This is a genomic window from Chryseobacterium sp. GW821-FHT04C04 (assembly GCF_059420365.1).
The window spans coordinates 361,063-376,975 of record NZ_JBWKTO010000001.1 but is presented as its reverse complement, the minus strand read 5'-3'; the positions used below and the strand labels follow the sequence as shown (position 1 = coordinate 376,975).

13 protein-coding genes are annotated in these 15,913 nt (G+C 37.0%); 8 read left to right on the top strand and 5 right to left on the bottom strand.

The genetic code is table 11. The features are described 5' to 3' along the window. The first annotated feature begins 1 nt into the window (after nucleotide 1). The 3 genes from AC07UM_RS01745 (at nucleotide 2) to AC07UM_RS01735 (ending at nucleotide 4,585) form a co-directional block, all read left to right on the top strand. On the top strand, nucleotides 2-2,224 hold the full coding sequence (locus AC07UM_RS01745; RefSeq protein ID WP_494682763.1) for a glycoside hydrolase family 3 N-terminal domain-containing protein: 2,223 nt from the start codon (nucleotides 2-4) through the stop codon (nucleotides 2,222-2,224). A gap of 71 nt (nucleotides 2,225-2,295) precedes the next feature. Then, nucleotides 2,296-3,105 carry a glycoside hydrolase family 16 protein gene (locus AC07UM_RS01740; RefSeq protein WP_494682764.1) on the top strand — a complete coding sequence of 270 codons (810 nt, stop codon included), beginning with the start codon at nucleotides 2,296-2,298 and terminating at the stop codon, nucleotides 3,103-3,105. A gap of 40 nt (nucleotides 3,106-3,145) precedes the next feature. Next, a complete protein-coding gene (locus AC07UM_RS01735; RefSeq protein ID WP_494682765.1) occupies nucleotides 3,146-4,585 on the top strand; it encodes a glycoside hydrolase family 30 protein in 1,440 nt (479 codons plus the stop codon). A gap of 228 nt (nucleotides 4,586-4,813) precedes the next feature. Here the strand turns inward: AC07UM_RS01735 and AC07UM_RS01730 are convergent, their stop codons facing one another. After that, nucleotides 4,814-5,623, bottom strand: a complete 810-nt coding sequence (locus tag AC07UM_RS01730) for an enoyl-ACP reductase FabI (RefSeq protein WP_494682766.1) — start codon at nucleotides 5,621-5,623, stop codon at nucleotides 4,814-4,816. 119 nt (nucleotides 5,624-5,742) lie between these two features. Then, on the bottom strand, nucleotides 5,743-6,042 hold the full coding sequence (locus AC07UM_RS01725) for a hypothetical protein (protein WP_494682767.1): 300 nt from the start codon (nucleotides 6,040-6,042) through the stop codon (nucleotides 5,743-5,745). A gap of 137 nt (nucleotides 6,043-6,179) precedes the next feature. On the opposite strand from AC07UM_RS01725, the gene AC07UM_RS01720 reads away from it, so the two are divergent. Together AC07UM_RS01720 and AC07UM_RS01715 are read left to right on the top strand one after the other, a co-directional pair. Continuing rightward, nucleotides 6,180-6,737: a DNA-3-methyladenine glycosylase I gene (locus tag AC07UM_RS01720; RefSeq protein WP_494683063.1), complete on the top strand. Its 558-nt coding sequence runs from the start codon at nucleotides 6,180-6,182 to the stop codon at nucleotides 6,735-6,737. 255 nt (nucleotides 6,738-6,992) lie between these two features. Further along, entirely contained in the window at nucleotides 6,993-8,270 is a 1,278-nt protein-coding gene (locus AC07UM_RS01715; protein WP_494682768.1) for a phage tail-like protein, read from the top strand. A 78-nt stretch (nucleotides 8,271-8,348) separates the two neighbouring features. On the opposite strand, the gene AC07UM_RS01710 is transcribed toward AC07UM_RS01715, so the two are convergent. The 3 genes from AC07UM_RS01710 to AC07UM_RS01700 all read right to left on the bottom strand — a co-directional run bounded on the left by AC07UM_RS01710 (nucleotide 8,349) and on the right by AC07UM_RS01700 (nucleotide 10,322). Further along, nucleotides 8,349-8,615 (bottom strand): hypothetical protein, encoded by a 267-nt coding sequence (locus AC07UM_RS01710; RefSeq protein ID WP_494682769.1) that lies wholly within the window; start codon nucleotides 8,613-8,615, stop codon nucleotides 8,349-8,351. Between the two features lie 345 nt (nucleotides 8,616-8,960). Further along, nucleotides 8,961-9,815: a nucleoside phosphorylase gene (locus AC07UM_RS01705; protein ID WP_124531081.1), complete on the bottom strand. Its 855-nt coding sequence runs from the start codon at nucleotides 9,813-9,815 to the stop codon at nucleotides 8,961-8,963. 21 nt (nucleotides 9,816-9,836) lie between these two features. Further along, nucleotides 9,837-10,322 carry a hypothetical protein gene (locus AC07UM_RS01700; protein ID WP_494682770.1) on the bottom strand — a complete coding sequence of 162 codons (486 nt, stop codon included), beginning with the start codon at nucleotides 10,320-10,322 and terminating at the stop codon, nucleotides 9,837-9,839. A 230-nt stretch (nucleotides 10,323-10,552) separates the two neighbouring features. On the opposite strand from AC07UM_RS01700, the gene AC07UM_RS01695 reads away from it, so the two are divergent. The 3 genes from AC07UM_RS01695 to AC07UM_RS01685 all read left to right on the top strand — a co-directional run bounded on the left by AC07UM_RS01695 (nucleotide 10,553) and on the right by AC07UM_RS01685 (nucleotide 15,912). Continuing rightward, nucleotides 10,553-12,382 (top strand): cytochrome-c peroxidase, encoded by a 1,830-nt coding sequence (locus tag AC07UM_RS01695; protein WP_494682771.1) that lies wholly within the window; start codon nucleotides 10,553-10,555, stop codon nucleotides 12,380-12,382. A 419-nt stretch (nucleotides 12,383-12,801) separates the two neighbouring features. Next, nucleotides 12,802-14,955 carry an alkaline phosphatase PhoX gene (locus AC07UM_RS01690; RefSeq protein WP_494682772.1) on the top strand — a complete coding sequence of 718 codons (2,154 nt, stop codon included), beginning with the start codon at nucleotides 12,802-12,804 and terminating at the stop codon, nucleotides 14,953-14,955. Between the two features lie 57 nt (nucleotides 14,956-15,012). Continuing rightward, nucleotides 15,013-15,912, top strand: coding sequence for a leucine-rich repeat domain-containing protein (locus tag AC07UM_RS01685; protein WP_494682773.1), 900 nt, complete (start codon nucleotides 15,013-15,015; stop codon nucleotides 15,910-15,912). Nucleotide 15,913: the final 1 nt, after the last annotated feature.

Below are 15,913 nucleotides of genomic sequence, written 5' to 3'. Positions count from 1 at the left end.
AATGAAAAAAGCATATTTTTTACTGGCACTTTCCACATTAGGAATGAATGTTTACGGACAGAAGACCATTGATCAGAAGGTAGCAGAGCTGCTTTCTAAAATGACTTTGGAGGAAAAGGTTGGGCAAATGGTCCAGTACAGCGGGTTTGAATATGCTACCGGACCCCAGCAGTCTAATTCAGCAGCCGTTTTGGAAGAAATTAAAAAAGGGAAAGTAGGTTCTATGCTGAATGTAGCGGGCTCTGAGGAAACCAAAGCATTTCAGAAACTGGCCATGCAGTCAAGGCTGAAAATTCCTTTATTGTTCGGGCAGGATGTTATCCATGGATACCGTACTACATTTCCCGTGAATCTGGGACAGGCAGCAAGCTGGGATCTGGGAATGATCGAAAAGTCAGAAAGAATTGCTGCAACGGAAGCTTCGGCTTATGGTATTCACTGGACTTTCGCTCCGATGGTAGATATTGCCAGAGATCCGAGATGGGGAAGAGTAATGGAAGGTTCCGGGGAGGATACTTATCTGGGAACAAAAATAGGATTGGCGAGGATCAAAGGATTTCAGGGTAGAGGGTTAGGAAGTCTTGATGGTGTGATGGCCTGCGCAAAACACTTTGCTGCATATGGTGCAGCTGTTGGCGGGAGAGATTACAATTCTGTGGATATGAGTCTCAGACAACTGAATGAAACTTATCTTCCACCATTCAAGGCCGCTGCAGAAGCAGGAGTAGCCACTTTTATGAATTCCTTCAATGATATCAATGGAATTCCGGCGACTGCTAATCAATATATTCAGAGAAATCTTTTAAAAGGAAAATGGAATTATAAAGGTTTTGTGGTTTCAGACTGGGGAAGTATCGGGGAAATGATTCCTCATGGCTATGCCAAAGATGCCAACGAAGCCGCTGAGAAAGCAATACAGGGTGGGAGTGACATGGATATGGAAAGCCGTGTCTACATGGCGGAACTTCCAAAACTGGTGAAAGAAGGAAAAGTAGATGTAAAACTGGTAGATGATGCCACAGCGAGAATTTTAACCAAAAAATTCGAAATGGGGCTTTTCGATGATCCTTACAGATTCAGCAGTGAAAAAAGACAGAAAGAACAAACCGATAATCAGGAGAACAGAAAATTCGGAAGGGAATTTGGATCAAAAAGTATTGTCCTTCTTAAAAATCAGGGAAATATTCTACCGCTTTCAAAAACTACAAAAACAGTTGCTTTGATTGGTCCTTTTGGGAAAGAAACGGTGGCCAATCATGGTTTCTGGTCTATCGCTTTCAAAGATGATAACCAAAGAATTGTTTCGCAGTTTGACGGAATTAAAAACCAACTGGATAAAAATTCTACTTTACTATATGCAAAAGGCTGTAATGTTGATGATCAGGACAAAACTCAATTTGCAGAAGCGATAGAAACGGCCAAAAAAGCTGATGTTGTCATTATGACATTAGGAGAAGGCCATGCCATGAGTGGTGAAGCGAAAAGCAGAAGTAATATCGGTTTTACTGGGGTACAGGAAGAATTATTGAAAGAAATTGCTAAAACAGGGAAGCCAATCATTCTGATGATCAATGCCGGAAGACCTTTGATTTTCAACTGGGCAGCAGATCATATCCCTGCAATTGCATATACATGGTGGTTGGGAACTGAAGCAGGAAACTCTATTGCAGATGTTCTGTTTGGAAATGTGAATCCCGGGGGGAAACTTCCGATGAGTTTTCCAAGAACAGAAGGGCAGATTCCTGTGTACTACAATCATTATAATACAGGAAGACCGGCAAAAAATAATACAGACCGAAACTATGTTTCAGCTTATATAGATCTTGATAATGATCCGAAATATCCGTTTGGATATGGATTAAGCTATACCGATTTTAAATATTCTGATATGGATTTAAATTCGGTAAGCCTTACAGGAAACCAGACTTTGAATATCAGCGTTACCGTTTCCAACACAGGGAAATATGATGGTGAAGAAGTGGTACAGCTTTATATCAGGGATCTTTTCGGAAAAGTAGTACGACCTGTAAAGGAATTGAAAGGTTTCCAGAAAATATTCATCAAAAAAGGAGAAAGTAAAAAAGTAGAGTTTAAACTGACACCGGAAGATCTGAAGTTTTTTGATGACGATTTGAATTTTGACTGGGAAAGCGGAGAATTCGATATTATGATCGGAACTAATTCTCAAAATGTGCAGACGAAAAGAATTAATTGGACAAAGTAAAATTCAATAGGAGCGGGCTTTAGCCCGCTTAATAAAATATCAGCAAATGGCTTTAGCCAAAATCTAATAACATGAATTTGAAAGTTAAGAATATCATCAAAATAGGTGCAGCAGGGACTTCGTTTTTCTTTGCTTTAAACTGTGCTTCAAATAAACCTGATGCTCATAGAACCCTGATATGGAATGATGAGTTCAACGGTAAAGGACTTCCTGATTCATTAAAATGGAATTACGATGTTGGTGGAGGAGGCTATGGTAATGAAGAAGCTCAGTTTTATACAAAAAAAAGACTTGAGAATGCCAGAATGGAAAAAGGAAATTTGGTCATTGAAGCCAGAAAAGAAAATTGGGAAAACAATACATATACTTCTGCAAGACTTTTAACTAAAGGAAAATTCTCTTTTCAATATGGTACAATAGAAGTGAGAGCAAAGCTTCCCAAAGGTCGTGGAACATGGCCGGCCATCTGGATGATGAGCGAGAAAATGAAGAAATGGCCGGATGACGGTGAACTGGATATTATGGAACATGTGGGTTTCAATCAGGGATATATACATGCTTCAGTCCACACTAAAAAATACAACCATATCCAGGGAACGCAGAAAACGGATACTTTGATTATAAAGGATGCCAGCGAACAATTTCATGTCTATAAGGCAGACTGGACACCGGAAAAAATAGACATTTATATTGATGATCAGAAATTTTTCACCTATCAGAATAAGGAAAAGAACTATGAAGCATGGCCTTTTGACCAGCCTTATTTTATCATCTTAAACCTCGCCATAGGAGGAATGTGGGGCGGAAAAGAAGGCATCGATGATACTATTTTCCCACAGAAGTATTACATAGACTACGTAAGAGTCTATCAAAATAAATAATGAAAATGAGGACGATGCGGGTCCGGAAACAGAAAAAATCATGAGAAAACTAATTGTAAGTTGTTTTGTAGTAGGCGTTGTCATCAATGTCAATGCTCAGAATTATTGGAAAAAAAATGAAGGGAAAACAGCTAAAGTAATCCTTACCAACTCCAAAGTAAATGAGAAGATGGTAGATAAAGGTGCCGTTAAGTTTGAGCAGTTTGGACAGCCCAAAGAAACGGACGCCTGTATTTTTGTAGCTCCCAATTTTAAATATCAGAAACTGATAGGAATTGGTGGTGCTATTACAGATGCATCAGCAGAAACTTTTTATAAAATGCCAAAAAATAAGCAGAAAGAAATTCTGGATGCCTATTTTGGAAAAAATGGATTGGGATATACGGTTGTCCGCACCAATATGAATTCATGTGATTTCTCCAGTGATTCTTATACCTATGTAGAGGATAATGATACTTCGCTGAAGACTTTCAATGTTGCTCATGATGAGAAGTATAAAATTCCGATGATTAAAGAAGCTCAGAAAGCTATTGGAAATAATTTCACATTCTATTTCTCTCCTTGGAGCCCACCGGCCTGGATGAAATCAAATAAAAGCTTATACAAAGGAGGAAGATTGGAAAACGAATATTATCAGACCTGGGCAGATTATTATATCAAATTCATCAAAGAATACGAAAAAAGAGGAATTAATATCTGGGGACTGACCGTTCAGAACGAACCAATGGCTACCCAAAGCTGGGAATCATGTATCTACACGGCTGAAGAAGAAGGTGAATTCCTGAAAAAAAACCTCGGACCAACCCTTTGGAAAAACGGATATAAAGATAAAAAAGTCATGATCTGGGATCACAACAGAGACCTGATCTATCAGAGAGCAACCACTACATTAAGTGATCCTGAAACCTCAAAATACGCTCATGGAATCGGGTATCATTGGTATGAAACATGGAATAATAAAACCCAGCTTTTTGACAATTTAGCAGAAACACACAGAGCTTTTCCAGATAAATTCCTGGCCTTCACCGAAGGATGTAAAGAACAATTCAGTATGGATAAAATCTATGATGTAAGCCTGGGAGAGCTGTACAGCAAAAATATGCTGAATGATTTCAATAAAGGAAATGCTTTATGGACCGATTGGAATATTCTTTTGGATGAAACCGGAGGACCTAATCATAAAGGCAATTTCTGCTTTGCTCCCATTATTGCAGATACCAAAACAGGAGAGGTATTCTATACCTATGAATACTATTATATAGGTCATGTTTCAAAATATATAAAACCGAATGCTCAAAGAATAGGAAGTTCTTCCAACAGAGCAGCATTGACATCTTCCGCATTTATGAACGAAAACGGACAGCTGGTAACTGTTATTATGAATGATTCCGACAATGATATTGATACTAATCTTTGGATTGAAGGAAAGGCTGCCAAGTTGAATGCTCCGGCACACTCTATACAGACCGTAATTTTATAACATCATATTAATATTATTTTTGACAGATCCGGCGGCCTCAAAGAGGCCGCCGGATTTATATTATACCTTATAAATTCAATGGGTGAATCTTCCCATATGGAAATAGTTTAACTAAAACGGATGGAGTACCGTATAATGGAAACAAAAAACCCATGAAACAGATTCATGGGTTTTAATTTATTGTAAACGAAACTGTATCAGTTCGTTGTTTTTGAAGATGACTTGTTGTTATTCAACATCATATTTGCTGATTACTTTCTGAGTAACCCCTGAGCTGCTGAATCCACCATCGTGGAAAAGATTCTGCATGGTTACTTTTTTAGTAAGATCAGAGAATAGCGTTACACAATAGTCTGCACATTCAAGAGCCGTAGCGTTTCCTAGTGGAGACATATCTTCTGCATATCCAAGGAATCCTCCGAAACCTTTCACACCGCTACCTGCTGTAGTCATTGTAGGAGACTGAGAAACGGTATTTACACGTACTTTTCTTTCACCCCAATAGTTTCCGAAAGTTCTTGCAATACTTTCCAGATATGCTTTGTTATCAGACATATCATTGTAATCCGGGAATGTTCTCTGTGCAGCAATATAAGTAAGTGCCAAAATACTTCCCCATTCGTTCATACAGTCTTTTTCCCATGCTACACGCATTACTTTATGGAAAGAAACAGCTGAAATATCCCAACCTTTTTCCAACCAATCGTAGTTCATTTCTGTATAATGTTTTCCTTTTCTTACATTGATAGACATACCAATAGAATGAAGGATAAAGTCGATTTTTCCAAATTTGGCAACAGCGGCATCAAAAAGTTTTTCAAGATCTTCTACAGAAGTAGCATCAGCACCTATTACTTCAGAACCTGTTTTTTCTGCTAAATCATTGAGCTCTCCCATTCTCAAAGCAATTGGAGCATTAGATAAGATAAATTCAGCACCCTCCTCATGGCATCTCTCAGCAACTTTCCATGCGATAGATTGTTCATTAAGGGCTCCAAAAATAATTCCCTTTTTGCCTTTAAGTAAACCGTATGACATAATTTTTTAATGTTTATTATAATACAAATGTAGCAATAATTGTGGTTATGACATAATAAAAATGGAGCCTTATCAATTTAAGACTCCATTTTATTGAAAATATTTATATGACTGAAATACTAATTTGTTTTTTTATTCCATTCTGCCTTTACATCCTCTGCCGCATCTTTGGTTTTTTCCCATGCCTCATCTGCTTTATCCTTAATATCTTCCCATGCATCGGATACATTAGCTTTTACCTTATCTAACCAGTCTTCCTGATTGGCCTCCTGATCATTACTCCTCTTTTCATTGATAAAATCTTTGGCCTTGTCTGCCAATTCATTGACTTTCCATTTCGTTTTGTCTGCTGCATTCTGTATAGAATTTTCTACATTGTTTACTGCATCTTCCGCTTTGTTATACTCTGAATTGTTCATAATACTATAAATTTTAGTTTGGTATCAGTAATTAAACAATAACCATTCCTAAAATTAGATGTCTCTGTTAAATTTTTCATAATCTTATGTTATAATTTTTCAAATCAAACTTACCTTAGATAACAAAATAGAATATGATGGAAAAAATACGCTGTGGATGGTGCGAAAAAGATGATCTCTATAGAAAATACCATGATGAAGAGTGGGGAAGACCCATCTATGATGATGAAACAATATTTGAATTTCTGATTCTTGAAAGTTTTCAGGCCGGACTGAGCTGGTATACTATCTTGGCCAAAAGAGAAAATTTCAGAAAAGCTTTTGACCATTTTGATTATAAAAAAATAGCAGCCTATCCTGATAAAAAGATCGAAGATCTGATGAATAACTCCGGAATCATCAGAAACAGGCTTAAAATAATGGCTACAATTACCAATGCACAGAAATTTATGGAAATTCAGAAAGAATTCGGAAGCTTTTCCAGCTATATCTGGGGGTTTATAGGCGGAAAACCAATTGATAAAATACCCAAAACTCTAGCCGATGTTCCTGCCACTACAGAAATTTCCGACCTTATTTCTAAAGATCTCAAAAAAAGAGGGTTCAAATTTGTCGGTTCAACGGTAATTTATGCTCATATGCAAGCGACCGGAATGATGAATGACCATATAAAAAGTTGTTTTACGAGAAAGTAATACTTGTACTTTATTCATTTTTTAGTGATGTTTATTAATAATAATATAATTATAAAAACTAATCATAAAATTAGAGATATCTGTAAAAGCTTATGAATACATCATTTGATAACTACTTGATATTTAAACATTTTTCATTAAATAGTGATTAAGGTTTGTTTTAATCACTATAATGTGTTTTTAATTATGATTTTATCAATAAAATAGGTATATTGTTGAAAATTTGTATATTTGCGTCCTTAAAAAAAGCAGATAATGCATAAAAACTATAAACTACGATTCACCTTTCTTTTATTATTCTTTAATTATTTTATATATGCTCAGGTTGGGATAGGAACTCCTAGCCCGGCAGCCTCAGCCATGCTGCATATTAATGCCAGCAATAAAGGGGTACTCCTTCCAAGTATTGCTTTGGCAAGTACAACGGACAACGTTACCGTGCCTTCACCGGCAGACGGGCTCATCGTATGGAACAATGGAAATGCAGTTTTAAAAGAAATTGGGTTTTATTATTGGTTTGAATCAAAATGGAACAAGATCTTAACGAATGGCGGTGATCCCACTAAAATAGATAATGGCACAAGCTGGAACCTTACAGGGACTAACGCAGGGAATTACGGAGGAGCAAATACCACACTGGCATTAGGAACAAAAACATATGACGATCTTATCTTCAAAGTTAATGCATTAACAGCCGGCAGATTGGGCGTTGATAATTCTATAAGTCTGGGAATAGGATCCAATGCAGGGCAGAATGGTATTGCCATTGGGAGTGCTAGCGCTGCATTTATGGGAATATCCATTGGGAGTGCAACAGCAGTTTCCGGTAATGAAGCTTTAGCAGTAGGAAATAAAACTGCAGCGGTCGGATTCAGGTCTACGGCAATAGGGTTTCATGCACAGACGAGCGGTAACGAATCTGTTGCCGTTGGAAATAATTCCTCAGCAGATGGATTTCAGTCTATCGCATTAGGATATAACGCGAAAACGAATACAAATAGTGAAACTGCTTTAGGATATAATGCAGTAACAAATAGTCAAAACTCAACGGCTTTAGGCTCTGGTGCTAATGCATTGGGACAATATTCAACAGCAGTAGGATACGGGGCAACAACTTCACAGGCCAATGCCATTGTTTTGGGAGATAATAATGCAAATGTAGGTATTGGCACTGGTGCTCCGAATACTTCTGCGAAACTGGATGTAAGCGGGCAGTTCAAATTGGGAGAGAGAGGCAGTGTGCAGAAAAATCAGATCAGTTTTGAAGCATGGCCGGGAATATCCATCAATAATTTGCCTCCCGGAAAATCTACAACAATTGATATTCCGGTTCCGGCAGGATATCAGCCTGGCTCTACAAGAGCTGTTGTCGTGGTTTCTCCAGCGGGAGACTTTCCTGGAAATTCTTCATTTTCTATCTCGAATCCAAGGATGACTTCCACTTCCAGTATTACCATTAATCTCACGAATATCTCGGGAAGTGCGAGTGGTTTGTATTACGGACATTTTTATGTGATGATCAATGAGTTTTAAATAATAGGTTTTTTTATTATAATTGATATGGTGTTAAGGACTTCCGACTGGAAGTCTTTTTTATTATTGTTATCAATTTTAATTAAGCTTACGGGACTGAAGCTCCTTACGGGCATCTTGCCAGCTTTTTCTTATAATAAGATATAAAGGAAAGAAAGCTAAAGGAAGCGGGGTAATTCCATTGAACCCTTTCTTTATGGTGACATAAATACAGGCTGCTAACAGCAGCGCCAGAATAATGCAAAAAGAAATATGGGCTGCGGAACGTTTTTTTTCTTCTTTTGTAAGTTCCTCAATGGAGAGTTCAGAAAGCTTATTCGTTTCCGGCTGCTTAGTGTTTTTCATATTCAATGGTTAGTTTTTGATTGAGCTAAAATAATAAAATAATCATAGCCCGAAATACAATCCGAAACAAAATATAGAGTGTGCCTTTAATCTTCCATGTCATTAATGCATAGAAAATATACCTGACGAAGAAAAGTTTGAAGTAAAAGGAAAGAAAGTTTTGTCTTCAAAACTGGTTTTCTAAGGAATGACAATGTCAATATTTTCAACAAAATAAAATTCAATAGGAACGGACTTTAGTCCGTTTGTCAATACAATAATAAACCATTGGCTTTAGCCAAAACCTATAAAAAAACTCCGGAAATAGCTTACGGAGTTTTAATATCTAAATGTAAATAGATTTAATTACTTAATAATTCTTTCCAATACCCAGTCAATAAGGTTTTTCTCAGAAGCATGGTGGTCTGCTGAGAACTCACCGCGTCTTCTATTGGCAATAACGTTGTTTACCGTGATTGCTTTGTGGCCTAATAATTTTGAAAGAGCGTAGATCGCAGAGGTTTCCATCTCAAAATTGGTCACTCCAAGATCATTCAATGTTTCTAAAAACTTGTCATCCACTGCTTTTAGACGAAGCTGTCTTCCCTGTGGCGCATAGAATCCCGGGAATGTTGCTGTATTTCCGTGGTATTTGGCATCTTTGTAATAGTCACCCATTTCTTCTGCCCAGTCTGAGAAGTAAAGCATCGGCTTTATTTTTTCGTAAGGAAATTTCTCCAGGAAGCTTTTAGAAAACTCATTTTCAAAGTTGTAATCCTGATAGAAGTGCATCAATCCGTCCAATCCTACTACATTCTGAGTAACCAGCATATTATCAACCTGTACATCCGGGTTTACACTTCCACAAGTTCCCATACGGAAAAGTTCAAGGGCTTTGTGCTCAGTTTTAAACTCTTTGTTTTTAAGATCGATATTCACCAAAGCATCAAGCTCGTTCATGACGATATCAATGTTTTCAGTTCCGATACCGGTTGACATTACGGTAATTCTTTCTCCACGAAGCGTTCCTGTATGCGTATAGAATTCTCTTTTATTTTTTTTGATCTCTACAGTATCAAAGTATTTTGAAACTTTTGCCACTCTGTCCGGGTCACCCACAAGGATGATTTTGTCAGCAATATCTTCAGGGAGAAGATTCAGGTGGTATACACTTCCATCTTCATTCAGAACAAGTTCTGAGGCAGCAAGTTTGTTTAGCATAATATGTATATTTTTTGTTTTTTAATTAATCATAATAGCGTCTTTGTAAGGAGATGCCATAACCTCGTAGATGTCATTATATTCTTCTACAATCCTTTTCTGACCGTTCATTACCTCATATACAGTAACGACAGTTTTTTCAATATTTTTAGGATCTTTCCTTTGTGAAGTGATTTCGTAGAAATGATCATCTTTTTTAAGAATCGAAACCAATTCTTCTTTTGTGGAGTTGTTGGATGTCATCATTCCAGGAAAATCCATAAGAATATTGTTAAGGTCAGTATAAGTTTTATAAGGTTTGGTTACCCCATTGGAATATACATAAACATTAGGAATCTCTTTATCCTTCTCAAGGCGGACCAAATAATAATCAGAACCTCTTTTCTCTGCATATACAGCCATTTCCTGCTGCTTCCCGGATTGTTTTTCCGATTGCTTTTTTTTCTGTGAAAATGCAGTCAAAGAAAGGAAACTTGCTGTAACAGCAAACCATAGTTTTGTTTTCATAATACTATCTTAGTTTTTTGATGTGTTGAATTTAATGTAAAAAATCCTCTCCCAATAATCTCCCGCCATTATTTTTACCGGTATTTTGAAAAACCGTTTCCTTTAGAATAATGAATTTGATTTCGGGGTTTAAAATTAGTGAAAAATATTGTATCAGAAATATAAACATTATTTAATCTGCTATTAAAACTGAGATAACATCAGATTAATACTTTTGCCGCTAAAAATTAATGAGATCTTACCCACTGCTTGTAATTATCCTTCTGATAGGATTTGCAGTAATGTCTTTTAATCCTGTTTATAAAGGAATAGAAAGTGAAAATACATTTGTCAATAAAGGATTAACTGATTTTAAAACCAAGCTGGAACAGCTGAAATCAGATGTTGATAAGTTCTCTGAAGACCGTATTTCTCTTGAAGAATTACAGAAATCCCTGAGCAGTACAAGAAATTCATTCAAGGAAATAGAATTCTATATCGCCTACCATTATCCTGAATTTTCCAAAACCCACCTTAATGCAGCCCCTTTGTTTCATATTGAAGCTGCGGGAACATCGGCATATACACTTCCTCCCGAAGGATTGCAGGTGTTGGATGAACTTATATTTTCAGATGAAGCAAAAAATGAGAAAGAAAAGATTAAAACCATTACAGCCTTTTTATACAACAGCTATTCCGGGTTTTATTTAAGTGCTTTAAAAAACGGGTTGAGTAAAGGAAACAACAGGACATTACCCTTAAGGATAGAACTGATCAGGATATACTCACTTGGAGTGTCTGGTTTTGATACTCCCGGATCTTTGAACATTTCTGAGGAGACAAGCCATGCGCTTTCAGGGATGCAGAAATACATTAATGATGATCCTTATTTTAAAAATTATAATACTAAGAAAGCCAATCAAACTTTAACAGAAGCAATCAGCTACCTTTCAAAAAACACCGATTTTGAAACTTTTGACAGAATTGAATTCTATAAAAAATACATACAGCCATTGTATGAAGAATTAGGAAACTGGGACGGAAGACCTGATGATCTGAAAGAATTTTCCGGCTGGAATGTTGGAAATAAAAACTTTTTCAGCAGTGATTTTTTAGATCCTTATTTTTATACTTTATTGAAATCTTCAGAAGATAATCCTGACCTCCGAAACCTGGGGGAATCTATTTTCTATGACCAGAATTTGAGCGGTAACGGAAAAATGAGCTGTGCGACTTGCCACCTTCAGGAAAACGCCTTTACCGATCTTAAAGCAAAATCACAAAGCAATGTAGAAGGAAAAACAGTTTTGAGAAATTCACCTTCTTTATATAATGCTGTTTTTGCCAAGAGGTTTTTCTATGACCTCCGTGCTTTTTATCTTGAGCAGCAGGCAGAGCACGTTATTTATAATGACCAGGAATTCAACACCAGCTATGAAAGCATTATTCAGAAGCTAAAAACAAAACCTGAATATAAAAAAGCATTCCGTACCGCGTTCAAAGACGGAAAGATCAGCAAAGAGAATTTTTCAAAAGCATTAAGTTCATATGTTGCTTCATTGTATTCGTTTGACAGTGATTTTGACCGCTTTATGAGGAATGAAAAAGAGGTGTCTGATGATGTGAAAAAAGGATTCAATCTGTTTATGGGAAAAGCCAATTGTGCAACCTGTCACTTTGCGCCTCATTTTTCAGGATTGGTGCCCCCATTTTTTAATGAAAATGAATCTGAAGTACTGGGAATAACTGCCAGACCGATCAAACAGCTTCCTGTGGAACTTGATCAGGATTTAGGAAGAGGAAACAGCCCTGTGAAAAAGGAAAAATCATGGATTTACGACTATTCTTTCAAAACGGTGACGGTGAGAAATATTGCCCTTACCAAACCCTATTTTCATAATGGAGCTTTCAACACATTGGAGGAAGTTCTGGATTTTTATAATGAAGGAGGTGGAGAAGGATTAGGATTAAAAATGAAAAACCAAACGCTGGCCCCGGATAAGTTAAATCTCACAGAAACAGAAATAAAACAGATGATAGCCTTTCTGAATGCTCTTACCGATGTGAGTAAAGCGAAATAGGAGGAGTTATGTTTGAGAGTTTTAGAGTTGGAGGGTTTTAGAGTTTGGGATGCAGGAGATAATTATGTGATTGGGAGATTCAGATTGAAATGTAAAATATGATTAAATAAAAGATAAGCAGCTTGTTTAAAGTTCATCATTTTTGTATTTCCTCTAATCAGCATCTAAAAACTTTCTCCATTTTGAATCCCGAAACTTACCAGCACACAAAACATATACCGAAATCCAACAACTCGCCTCTCTAATTCTAAAACCCTCCAACCCCCGCACCTCGAACCCGCATTATTTAACGAAAAATTAATCCCCTTAACATTAGGTTTTTGATAATTTAATATTGACCGATTTATATTTAAAGTCCTATTAACAGAAGGAAAGCTTTAAAAAAATAGTTTTGCAACGTCTAATAAATCTAATAAGAAATGAAAAGAAAACTACTAGCAATAGGAACTTTGGCTGTACTTGCCAGTTCTGGTATTCAGGCGCAGACCTTTATATTCAACAAGAATGCGTCTTGGAACTACAAAGATAATAATCAGGCTCAGCCAGCCGGATGGAATGCTAAAACCTATGACATTTCAACATGGTCGGTAGGAGACGGCCCGCTAGGATATGGAGATCCGGTAACTACAACGATCAATTCCGGGCTTACTACAGCTTATTTTGCTAAAGACTTTACCGTAGATTTTTCAACGCTTTCCGATAATATGGAGCTTGGGGTAATGAGAGATGACGGTATCATAGTATACCTTAACGGTGAAGAAGTAGTTAGAGATAATATGCCTGCAGGTACGGTTACATTCAACACTTTCTCAACGACTACTATTGACGGGGCGGCAGAGAGTGTTTATAACCTTTTTTCTATCCCAAAATCAAAATTTGTAAACGGTGTCAACAGAATCTCTGTTGAATTACATAACAGAAGTGTAACCAGTTCAGATTTAAGAATTGATGCTTATCTGAAAACAACAGCCAATACAACTATTCCTGTAGCTTGTAACGGAACCCATATCAGCTGCTTTACTTCCATTGTACCTACAGCACAGACCAACAAACTGATTATCCCTGCTGAACATAAATACCAGCTTATTCTAAAAGAAGGAGATAGCTATACTGAAGGGGGGGGATTCGTAGGAGGTCAGAATGACTTTACAGGGTATGTTGCAAAAGCAGGAAGCAGTACGAACGGATATCTTTCTGTAAACCATGAAACAAACCCTGGAGGAGTTACCATGGCAGAGATCAACTATAATGCGACTTCAAAGCTTTGGCAGCTGACAAAATCAAGAGCGGTAAGCTTCTCAGATCCAAGTCTGGTACAAACCATCAGAAACTGTTCAGGTGGAGTTACCCCTTGGGGAACAATAGTGACAGCAGAAGAATCTGTTACTTCCAATGATGTGAACAATGATGGATATAAAGATTACGGATGGTTGGTAGAAATAGACCCGGCAACAGCACAGGTTATCTCTAAAAACACGAACGGGACAAAAGGTAAGCTTTGGCAGATGGGGATCATGAACCATGAAAACGTGGTGATCAATAATGCAGGAACTGTGGCTTACTATGGGGAAGATGGAGGTACTCATATGGTGTACAAATATGTAATGGATACTCCCAATGACCTATCTTCAGGAAACCTTTATGTTCTAAAATTAGATCAGGGATTATCTGCTGCAGGAGATCCGGTAGGAACTACAGCAACTTGGGTCCAGGTTCCGAATAAAGAAAAAGCCGATCAGAACAACACTAATAATAATGCTTTATCAGTAGGAGGAACAAAATTCAACGGAGTAGAAGACGTTGACATCAGCCCGTTGGATGGTAAAATCTATTTTACCGCAAAAGGATTAGACAGAGTATATCGTCTTCAGGATAACGGAACTACGGCTTCTCAGGTAGAAACATTTGTAGGAGGAGGTTCTTCTGTATATTCTTTCAATACCGCTCAGGGAACGAAATCTGAAGCTTGGGGAGATGGAAATGACAACCTTACTTTCGATGAACTTGGAAACCTTTGGGTACTTCAGGACGGAGGCAAAAACTATATCTGGGTAATTGCTCCTGATCATACACAGGCCAACCCTAAAGTAAGATTATTTGCTTCTATGCCGGCTGGTTCAGAACCTACAGGATTAACATTTACCCCTGATCACAAATTTGGTTTCTTCTCCATTCAGCACCCGGATTCAACCATCTCTACAGATATTGATGCAACAGGGAATACTATTGATTATAAAGGAAAATCAGCAACAATCGTAATTGCACTTAAAAATAACTTAGGAATTGAAGGTTCTTTAGGAACTATTGAAAATCATACTGCAGAAAATACAGTAACAGTAGCTCCAAATCCAACTTCCGGAATCGTAAAAATCAATTCACCAAAAGGATTGAAAGATATTTCTGTGACCGCTTACAGCATGGACGGAAAAATCGTTTATACGAAGAAATTCAATGGGACAAACAAAGTATTAGACCTTGATTTCACTCAACAGTTGGAAGGATCTCGTGTTTTAGTTTTAAATATTGAAGCTGAAGGAGGTTTCCAGAAAACGGTTAAACTTTTAAAGAAATAAATTATTTATAATTCTTGTCTGTCGGCAGCCTTGGTTGCTGGCAGACGTTTTATCTTTATGAAAAAACTTTTCTTACTTATTTCCATACTTTCACTTTCTCAGATCAAAGCACAGATTGATCCTGTGAAGTATCCTACTTTTACCAATGTCGAAGATGCTTTAAACAGTAAAAAAACGGTCTACAGTATGAGTTTTAGAGAGAAAGGTCTTTTTAACCTTCCTCCTCAGATCGTAAAGCTGGATTCATTATTCTTTTTGAATATCATGGCCAATAAGCTTGAAAAGATGGATCAGGAACTCTTTGCATTAAAAGAACTGGAAATTTTAAATGTGAATGAAAACAGCATTAAATATATTCCGGATGAGGTAAGTAATCTTAAGAAACTGACCACTTTTTCAATGAATCTGAATAGTCTGACAAGCATTAATCCCAATCTTGCAAAGCTTCAGAAATTAAAGGTAGTGCATTTCGATGCCAACAACCTGAATACCTTTCCCGAAGCCTTAATGGAAATTCCGACGTTGGAAGAAATTAATCTTCAGGGAAACCAGATCAGCTTTATAGCAGACAGGCTTGACCAGATTAAAAATCTGAAGTTTCTAAATCTTTCTGATAATCAGATCAATGATTTAGGGAATTTATCTTTTCCTAAAAATCTAAAATATCTTGAGCTGCAGCAGAACTCGATCACCAAACTTCCGGAAAATCTGTTCAAATCTCAGTATCTTGAATTTCTGAATGTAAGCGGAAATAATATCACGGAAATTTCACCCAAAGTAAAAGGGCTGAAAAATATTGTCAGCATGAATCTGGCCAATAATAATCTGAAAGATATTCCTGTAGAAATCAAACAGCTAAAAAACCTGAAAACTTTGATTCTTACAGGAAATCCTATAGAAAAATCTACAATTGAAAATTTAAAAACCTTACTTCCGGAGACCCAGATCTATTTCTAGA